Origin of the sequence: Synechococcus sp. H60.3 (assembly GCF_047462295.1) — a bacterium.
GTDB lineage: Bacteria > Cyanobacteriota > Cyanobacteriia > Thermostichales > Thermostichaceae > Thermostichus.
Window position 1 is genome coordinate 3,334 of sequence record NZ_JANSIY010000088.1, and the last position, 7,696, is coordinate 11,029.

The 7,696-nt window shown below is 60.3% G+C and carries 9 protein-coding genes; 5 read left to right on the forward strand and 4 right to left on the reverse strand.

The window, feature by feature from the left end; translation table 11 throughout:
- The first annotated feature begins 638 nt into the window (after nt 1–638).
- Together NW841_RS09595 and proC are read left to right on the forward strand one after the other, a co-directional pair.
- Nucleotides 639–1,208, forward strand: coding sequence for a cell division protein SepF (locus tag NW841_RS09595; protein WP_414378524.1), 570 nt, complete (start codon nt 639–641; stop codon nt 1,206–1,208).
- Nucleotides 1,209–1,213: 5 nt separating this feature from the next.
- Complete coding sequence (gene proC / locus NW841_RS09600) at nt 1,214–2,017, forward strand: pyrroline-5-carboxylate reductase (RefSeq protein ID WP_414386193.1); 804 nt, start codon at nt 1,214–1,216, stop codon at nt 2,015–2,017.
- On the opposite strand, the gene NW841_RS09605 is transcribed toward proC, so the two are convergent.
- The 4 genes from NW841_RS09605 to NW841_RS09620 form a co-directional block, all read right to left on the reverse strand.
- A complete protein-coding gene (locus NW841_RS09605; RefSeq protein ID WP_414386194.1) occupies nt 2,003–3,220 on the reverse strand; it encodes an NAD(P)/FAD-dependent oxidoreductase in 1,218 nt (405 codons plus the stop codon). The genes proC and NW841_RS09605 overlap by 15 nt on opposite strands.
- A 52-nt stretch (nt 3,221–3,272) precedes the next feature.
- Nucleotides 3,273–4,556: an MDR family MFS transporter gene (locus tag NW841_RS09610; protein ID WP_414386195.1), complete on the reverse strand. Its 1,284-nt coding sequence runs from the start codon at nt 4,554–4,556 to the stop codon at nt 3,273–3,275.
- A gap of 65 nt (nt 4,557–4,621) precedes the next feature.
- Nucleotides 4,622–4,774 (reverse strand): hypothetical protein, encoded by a 153-nt coding sequence (locus NW841_RS09615; RefSeq protein ID WP_414366145.1) that lies wholly within the window; start codon nt 4,772–4,774, stop codon nt 4,622–4,624.
- A gap of 235 nt (nt 4,775–5,009) precedes the next feature.
- Nucleotides 5,010–5,306 (reverse strand): hypothetical protein, encoded by a 297-nt coding sequence (locus NW841_RS09620; RefSeq protein ID WP_414366143.1) that lies wholly within the window; start codon nt 5,304–5,306, stop codon nt 5,010–5,012.
- 221 nt (nt 5,307–5,527) lie between these two features.
- On the opposite strand from NW841_RS09620, the gene NW841_RS09625 reads away from it, so the two are divergent.
- From NW841_RS09625 to NW841_RS09635, 3 genes are all read left to right on the forward strand, one after another.
- Complete coding sequence (locus tag NW841_RS09625) at nt 5,528–5,770, forward strand: Ycf34 family protein (protein WP_414362132.1); 243 nt, start codon at nt 5,528–5,530, stop codon at nt 5,768–5,770.
- Between the two features lie 126 nt (nt 5,771–5,896).
- Entirely contained in the window at nt 5,897–6,910 is a 1,014-nt protein-coding gene (hemF, locus tag NW841_RS09630; RefSeq protein WP_414366155.1) for an oxygen-dependent coproporphyrinogen oxidase, read from the forward strand.
- Nucleotides 6,911–6,945: 35 nt separating this feature from the next.
- Nucleotides 6,946–7,611 carry an alpha/beta hydrolase gene (locus tag NW841_RS09635; RefSeq protein ID WP_414386196.1) on the forward strand — a complete coding sequence of 222 codons (666 nt, stop codon included), beginning with the start codon at nt 6,946–6,948 and terminating at the stop codon, nt 7,609–7,611.
- The last annotated feature ends 85 nt before the right edge of the window (nt 7,612–7,696 follow it).

Consider the following 7,696-nt stretch of genomic DNA (forward strand, 5'->3'; position numbering starts at 1 on the left):
GCCGCAGGCTCCAACCTAATCCGGCTGGGGCGCGCTTTGTTCGCCGATGCCGAGCGGAAATAGCATAGATGGAGCCTCCATGAAGCCGCTGAATTGTGATTAAATTTTGTGTAAAGCCGCGCAACTCCGGAGTTGCCCTGCAGGGCACGCTCTGGGTTGGAGTTCGGCCTGAATCGGGCAAAAACAGGGCAATCCCGCCCAAAATTTACCCTGTCGGGGAAATTTTAGGGAAACTTGTAATCATTTGCGTCACTCCCGTTAACACGTGTTCAAGCTGGACAAGGAGCGCAGTAGACTCTGGCCAAAGCAGTGGCTGGACAAGTGGGATGACATCTTCACTTCTTCTGGGTAAACTCGACTCGTCGAACCCATGGGTTTTGTTAACCTGCCTCGGCAGCTTCTTGAGCAAACCCTGTCTCGGCCTTCTGAAAGACTTTAACTAAAAAAATAAAGGTTGGAGATGCCCTTTGGCTTGACTGGGCCACTCAAGATCCAATCAAGAGGCTGAATCCTGTGCTTGCCGCAAACCATGACCTGTAGTGAGGATGTGGACGATGAATGTCAATGGAATCTGGAGCAGGGTAAGAGATTTTGTGGGCCTGAATGATCCCGTGGACGGCCTGGAGGAGTACCCTGAGATGGAAGAGCAGGATGATTACAAAGTGCTCTACGAGGGACGCCGTTCCCAACCGGCTCCTGAAGAGCAGGAAGCCAGTGCCCTTCCACGCGGACGCCGACAACGGGGAGCGGAAGCCGGGGAAGGGTCTGCCGGTCGAGAAGAGTCGCGGGGCCATCGGCGCAGTCAACCTCGGGATCGCTTAGCAGGGGGCAGTATGGGGAGCAACGTAATTGGATTACCGGGTGTCAACCCACCCACCAGCGAAGTGGTGGTGCTGGAGCCGCGCAGCTTTGACGAGATGGCACAAGTCATCCAGTACCTGCGGGAGCGTAAGACGGTGATCATGAACTTGACCCTGATGGATCCCGCCGAAGCACAGCGCTCGGTGGATTTTGTTGCCGGTGGCACCTACGCCATCGATGGCCACCAGGAGCGCATTGGCGAAAACATTTTTTTGTTCACCCCCAGCACGGTGACGGTCTCCACCCCCAGTAGCCAAGGGGTGCAGCCGCTGCAGCGTCCCTTGCACAGCCCTGCCCCTCTCTGGCCCAGCAGCTATGAACATTTGCAGGCGGTGGGCCAGCACTAGCCAGTATGGAGCGACCACTGCTGAGTGTGATCGGGGGGGGAGCCATGGGATCCGCCCTGCTACGGCGTTGGGTGACTGCGGGGCTTTATCCTGCAGCTCAGGTGGCTTTGCGGGAGCCCGACCCGGACAAGGCCAAGACCCTACAGCAGGAGCTGGGCATTCGGCTGTTGGCGGATCTATCTCAGGCGGGAGAGTCTGAGATTGTATTTTTGGCCGTCAAGCCCCAGGTTTTCCCGCAGGTGGTGGCTGAGATGGGCCAGCCGTCCGCCGCGCAGTTGGTGATCTCGATTATGGCCGGGATCCCTTTGCAGCAGTTGCAGCAGGCTTTTCCCCAGCAGAGGGTGGTGCGCACCATGCCCAACACACCGGCGCTGGTGGGAGCAGGGATCACGGCTATCTGCTACGGGCCAGGAGTGACGCCTGATCAGAAGGAGCAGGTGGAAAGGTTGTTTCGGGCTGTAGGCCAGGTGGTGACGGTGGCCGAAAGCCAAATGGATGCGGTGACGGCCCTGTCGGGATCGGGGCCGGGGTATTTGGCGGTGATCCTGGAAGCGCTGATCGACGGGGGGGTGGGGGTGGGTCTGCCGCGTTTCCTCGCCACCCAACTGGCGATGCAGACCTTGGCGGGCACGGCTGCCCTTTTACAGCACGAGAAGCTCCACCCCGCCCTTCTCAAGGATCAAGTGACCAGCCCAGGGGGAACGACCATCGCCGGGATCCAAGTCCTGGAAGAGGCGGGGGTGCGGGGGGCCTTGATGCGGGCAGTGCGGGCAGCTTACGAGCGCTCCCGCCAGCTACAGGGCTCCTAGGGCCTGCCAGAGCGGGCGGGTGATCCAGTTCCATCCCACCTTGAGCTGGTGCTCCAGGGTAGGTAGACGCACCAGGTAGATGGCTCGTCGGGCCAAATAGCCCAGGGGGCCGCTCAGGGTGAGGCCGCCGAGGGTAGAAAGCGCCGCCGTATCCGTCCCCAAGCTGAGCATTTCCCCCAGAGAAAAGTAGCGGAACGGCAGCAGGGGCCGCTCCTGCGTGAGCAAGGCCCACAGGTTCCAAGCGCAATAGCCGGCCTGTTGAAAAGCTGCTTGGGCGGTGGCGGGCACCGGCTGGCCTTCGGCATCCACCACCGCCGCTACGTCTCCCAGGGCAAACACTTCTGGAAAGGGGGGAGTTTGCAGGGTGGGCAAAACCTGCAGCCGTCCCCGCTCACTTTTGGGCAGATCCAAGTTGGCGATCACCGCTGCCGGTCGGGTTCCGACGGTCCACAGCACCGCATCCACAAGATCCGTAGCCGTCTCCTGGGCCTCCAGCCGCTGCAATTGTAGGCGGAAGGGGGGGGCGCCGTTCTCGCCCAGAGCCTCGATGCCCAAAACCTTGGTTTGCAACTCCACCTGCACCCGCCGTTGGGCCAACGCCACTTGGGCCGCCTCCCGGCTGGAAGAAGCAAAGCCCGACAAAATCCGGGATCCCCCCTCAATAAGACGGATCCGTCCCCGCGATCCCAGCCGATCTGCTAGCTTGCAGGCCAGTTCCACGCCGCTTGCCCCCGCCCCGGCAATGGCCAGAGTTATCGGCTGAGCCGGATCCCGCGCCTCCAGAGTTTTCAGGTGGGCCCGCAGCCGTTGGGCATCTGCCAGGGTGCGGAAGGGAAAGGCAAACTCCGCTGCTCCCGGCACGCTCTCCAGAGGGGTTTCCCCTCCCAGCGCCAGCACCAAGGTGTCGTACTCCAGGCTTTGCCCCTCTCTCAGCAGGACGCGGCGGGCTTTCAGGTCGATGGACTGCACAGAGCCCTGGCAAAACTGCACCGACTCTGGCGGCAGCAGATCCTGGAAGCGGGGAGCCACCTCCCAGTCTTCCAGCTCGCCCGTGAGCAGCTCGTAGAGCAACGGGGCAAAGACAAAGCGCTCCTGCCGATCCACCAGCGTAATCTGTGGCGGCTCCGGCCAAGGTCGGCGGATGAGCTCCAGGGCTGTGTACAACCCGCCAAAGCCACCCCCAAGAATGCAAATACGACTCATGCTGCGAGGGTTGAAGGTAACATCAGCTTAACAAACCATCCAGCTTCCTACCCTAGGGCTCTGCCTTGCGCAGGGGAACAGCCGCTTGCGGCGGAGAGGCCGTCGCCGCATTGACTCTGCAGGGTAGGGTGCCATCCAAAAAGCCGAGGATCCCCCAAACCAGGCTGACGGTAGACACCCAGAAGAGCCACAGCCCTCCTGCCCAAGGGGGCGGCAGATCCAGAGCCATCCCCCCGATTAGCGGCCCGATAGCAAAGCCTACTGCCCAGCAGAGGGAGTTGATCGACAGATAGACCCCCCGCAGATGATCCGGGGCCAAATCTGCCACCAGCGCCGAAGCGGAGGGATTGTAGCTCACCAAGGCCAACGAGAGCACCGCCAAGGCCAAAGCCGCCATCCCCATAGCTGGCATCGCTCCCAACTGCGCTGCCAAGCTGCTGAGCCAAATCAATCCAAATCCCAGCCCCCACATCAGTGCAGATCCCTGGAGGGCACGGACGCGCGTCCAGCGATTGAGCCAACGAGCTGCCGGCAGCTGCAGCAGGGCAATGAGGGCGCCGTGCAGGGCAAACAACGGGCCAATCTGTACCTCAGGGATCCCAGCCCCCTTGCGCAAGTAAAGGGGCAAGCTGCTGCTGAGCTGGGCAATGTAGGTGGTGAAGAAAATGTTGGCCAGGGCAAACACCACCAGGGAGCGATCCCTCAGGGCAGTTTTCCAGCCGGCCCACAGGGGCTCTGCCGCCGACTGAGCTACCCGAGTTTCCCGAATGCAAAACCAGAGCAGCGCTAGAAAAATCAAGTAGGTGAGGCCGTCGATCACAAACAAGAGGCGGTAGTTCTTTGTCAGGGCTACCAGAGCGCTGGCCATGGCCACGCCGAGGCTGAGGCCCAAGTTATCCCCCAGGCGGTTGAGGGCATAGGCTTCGTTGCGCTGCTCGCGCGTGGTTAGGTCGGCTACAATTGCCTCCACTGGTGGCCAGTACAAACCTTGACCCATCCCCGCTACCAGACTGGCCAGGGCAAAACTGTAGAAACCCTGGGAGAGGGCAAACCCAAACGAGCCAGCAGCAGAAATGGCCAGCGAGAGGATCAAAGTGGAGCGGCGCCCCCAAGCGCCGTCAGCCATTGAGCCGCCGAGAATGCGGCCAAGCACGCCACTTAGAGCCATGAGGCCCAGTCCCAGCCCCACTTGAGTGGCCCTTAGCCCCACCTGGTCAACAAAAAAGAGGGGGGTGTAGAAGAGGGCAAAGCCGGTTCCGGTTTGGGAAAGCAGCCGACCGACGAAGATTAGCCAGACCTGAAAACTGAGCTGTGGCCACCAGGAAGGGATCCGCATAGGAGATGCAACGGGAGACAAGTTACCTAGCCTACGGGATCCCGCTTGTTGGCGCCAGATCCAGCTCAGCAGGCAGAACACTCGGCGGGAGCCAGCGGCTCCTCCTCCAGGGATCCAGCGGAAACCGCAATTAACTCCCCCAAATTGAGGTATTCGCTCAACAGCCGCGCCAGCCGGTACACTCGGTAGTCGAGCTGGATCAAGTTATTCTCCCTCACCTCACATCACCCCTGCATGCACCTCTTCAACGGTCTTGCAGCCCGTTCTTGAGCCAGCTGTAGACCGCCTGTCGCCTTCCTCAGTTAGGAAGTGCCAACGGCAAAGGGATCAAGCCGCGAGGCTGCTGGATCCAACTATAACAAAATTTGACAAAGCTTTAAACAACCCTTAATAGAGAAAGCGCCGCTGTCCCTGCCCCCAGCTCCTCCCTGGGGCCGCTAGGTTAGACTGCTGCTAGCTGACGGCCACTGGCGACTTGGCCGCCCCAGTGCGCCCTTCCTCTTCTTCCTCTGAAGGAACAGCCACAAACTCGATGTGGTTGAGCAGCGTCGTCACAAAGGCAAAGAGCAGAAAAGGCAGGGAGATGACCAAGATCAGCGCGATGGTGAGAAAGGCGTAGAGGGGGCTGTTCATCAAAGAGAGGGCGGCGCCCAGGCCGGCAAAAATCACGATTAGCCAAACGATGATCTGGCCGTAGATATCCCCAAAGGAGAGGGTGCAGGTAAAGCGGTAGCGGGTGTGGGTGTTCATGGCAATTCCTCAGGATAGCCTGCTTGGCTTGATCCTGACCAGGAACCAAGCCTTAGCCTCATGGGTGGATGAGTACCTTGAGATTTTAGACGAGAGAAGGGGAAATGCCTCTCTTTCCTAAGAAATGTCTCAAGGATCGGTTGAGCAAGCCGGATCCCCCGTCTCTCCGCAGACAGGATGCTATTGTCGAGATCACAGACTCTTTCGGGTAGGCAGCAGCCATGTGCATTTGTATTCACTGCTACTATGTGGATCGCTGCACCACCTATCACGCCGTGGAAGCGCAGCACCAACAGCCCCACCTCACCCTGACGCCGGATTTTGAGCCGCAAGGACCCCAGATCAACGTCAATATCCGCAACGGGGGCACCGAGATGGAGTGGGATGTGGTGGCCTGCCAGAGTTTTCGCGAGGAGCGGAACAAGTGGGCAAGGCTCCGCCCCCACGCGGTCGTTCCCACTTAAAACTAGAGTAATCTAGAGATGGCCTAGATTGCCGAGAAGGGTTCTCCGCGCCTGCAAGGCCTGAGGCGGGGGTCTGCCCTTAGTAGAGGAGTTGTTTTGTCCATTTCGAGAGACGGGAAGACGATGATGCTGACCGCAAGCCCGACAGCACCGCTGCTGGATGCTCGTCAACGAGTAAGCCAGTTTATGCGGCATCTCCAGGATGAGATCTGTGCTCGACTAGAGGCACTGGACGGCAAAGCCAAGTTTCGCGAGGACAGTTGGGAGCGTCCTGGCGGTGGCGGCGGTCGCTCGCGGGTCATTCAGCAGGGAGGGGTGTTCGAGCAAGGAGGGGTCAATTTTTCCGAGGTGTTCGGATCCCAGCTGCCCCCCTCGATCCTCAAGCAGCGTCCGGAGACAGCAGGTCATTCCTTCTACGCCACCGGCACCTCTATGGTGTTGCACCCCCGCAACCCTTATGTGCCAACAGTTCACCTCAACTACCGCTATTTTGAAGCAGGGCCGGTTTGGTGGTTTGGCGGCGGCATGGATCTCACCCCCTACTACCTGTTTGAGGAGGATGCAACCCATTTTCACCGCACCATCAAGGCGGCTTGCGACCGGCTGGATCCGGCCTACTACCCGGCTTTTAAGATCTGGTGCGACCGCTACTTCTTCTTGCCCCATCGGGGCGAGGCCCGCGGCGTTGGTGGCATTTTCTTTGATTATCAAGACGACCGGCCCGGGCTGCTCTACCGTCCTGAGGGGGAGGCAGAAGCGGATCCTGACCAGCTTGCCTCTGAGCCGCCGCCACTCCAGGCGCGGGTGGGATCCCGCAGTTGGGAACATCTTTTTGAGCTGGTGCAAGCCTGTGCCGAGGCGTTCTTGCCGGCCTATGTGCCGATTGTAGAGCGGCGGCAGGGGATGGAATGGGGGGAGCGGGAGCGACAGTTCCAGCTCTACCGGCGCGGGCGCTATGTGGAGTTCAACCTGGTCTACGACCGGGGCACGATCTTTGGGCTGCAGACCCAAGGCCGCACTGAGTCGATCCTGATGTCATTGCCGCCATTGGTGCGCTGGGAATACGGCTACGAGCCGCCGCCCGATAGCTGGGAAGCCCAGCTCTACGAAGTGCTGCGCCAGCCCCGGGAGTGGGTCTAGGCCAGCAATAGGCGTCCCTCTTCCTGAGGAGTGCAGTGTCTTCCTCTCTGCCCCTTGCCTACCGCTTGCAACCCCCCCGCCAAGTTGGGCCTGGAAAGGCGCCGGTGCTGTTGATGCTGCACGGGATCGGCAGCCACGAGGGGGATCTTCTCCAATTGGCTCCTTACTTGGATCCCCGCCTAGCGGTAATTAGCCTAAGGGCACCGCTTCCCTGGGGGGCGGGCGGCTTTGCCTGGTTTGAAATGGCTTGGACGCCGGAAGGGCTGGTGGGGGATCCGGAGCAAGCCCGCCGCAGCCGGGAGCTTTTAAGCCACTTTCTGGATCAGGGGATCCCAAGTCTGGCTTTGGATCCGGCGCAGGTGTATTTGCTGGGGTTTAGCCAGGGGGCAATTATGAGCTTATATCTGGCTCTCACCCAGCCTGAAAAGCTGGCCGGGGTGGTGGCAATCAGCGGTCGCCTTTCGCCAGAGATCCTAGCTGAGGCGGTAGAGCCCGCCCGGCTGCAGCACCTCAGTATCCTGGTGGTTCACGGCACCGCCGATGCCGTCTTGCCGGTGGCTTTTGGCCGCCAGATCCGCGACTACTTTGCCTCTTTGCCCCTAAGCTTGACCTATCGCGAGTACGCAATGGGCCACGAGGTTTCCCCAGAAAGTTTGCGGGATATCCAAGGGTGGTTGCAAAGTCAGTTGGACAAAAAATGAACTACCCCACCGCATAGGCGGGTGGGGTTTCCTCACCCGCTTGACAGCAGAGCTTTTGTCTCTTCTTCTGCCCCAGTTGCTTCAT

Excerpts from the sequence above, each read along its gene's own strand:
- NW841_RS09595 (WP_414378524.1), top strand. The coding sequence starts at position 639 with ATGGAAGAGCAGGATGATTACAAAGTGCTCTACGAGGGACGCCGTTCC.
- proC (WP_414386193.1), top strand. The coding sequence starts at position 1,214 with ATGGAGCGACCACTGCTGAGTGTGATCGGGGGGGGAGCCATGGGATCC.
- NW841_RS09605 (WP_414386194.1), bottom strand. The coding sequence starts at position 3,220 with ATGAGTCGTATTTGCATTCTTGGGGGTGGCTTTGGCGGGTTGTACACA.
- NW841_RS09610 (WP_414386195.1), bottom strand. The coding sequence starts at position 4,556 with ATGCGGATCCCTTCCTGGTGGCCACAGCTCAGTTTTCAGGTCTGGCTA.
- NW841_RS09620 (WP_414366143.1), bottom strand. The coding sequence starts at position 5,306 with ATGAACACCCACACCCGCTACCGCTTTACCTGCACCCTCTCCTTTGGG.
- NW841_RS09625 (WP_414362132.1), top strand. The coding sequence starts at position 5,528 with ATGTGCATTTGTATTCACTGCTACTATGTGGATCGCTGCACCACCTAT.
- hemF (WP_414366155.1), top strand. The coding sequence starts at position 5,897 with ATGCTGACCGCAAGCCCGACAGCACCGCTGCTGGATGCTCGTCAACGA.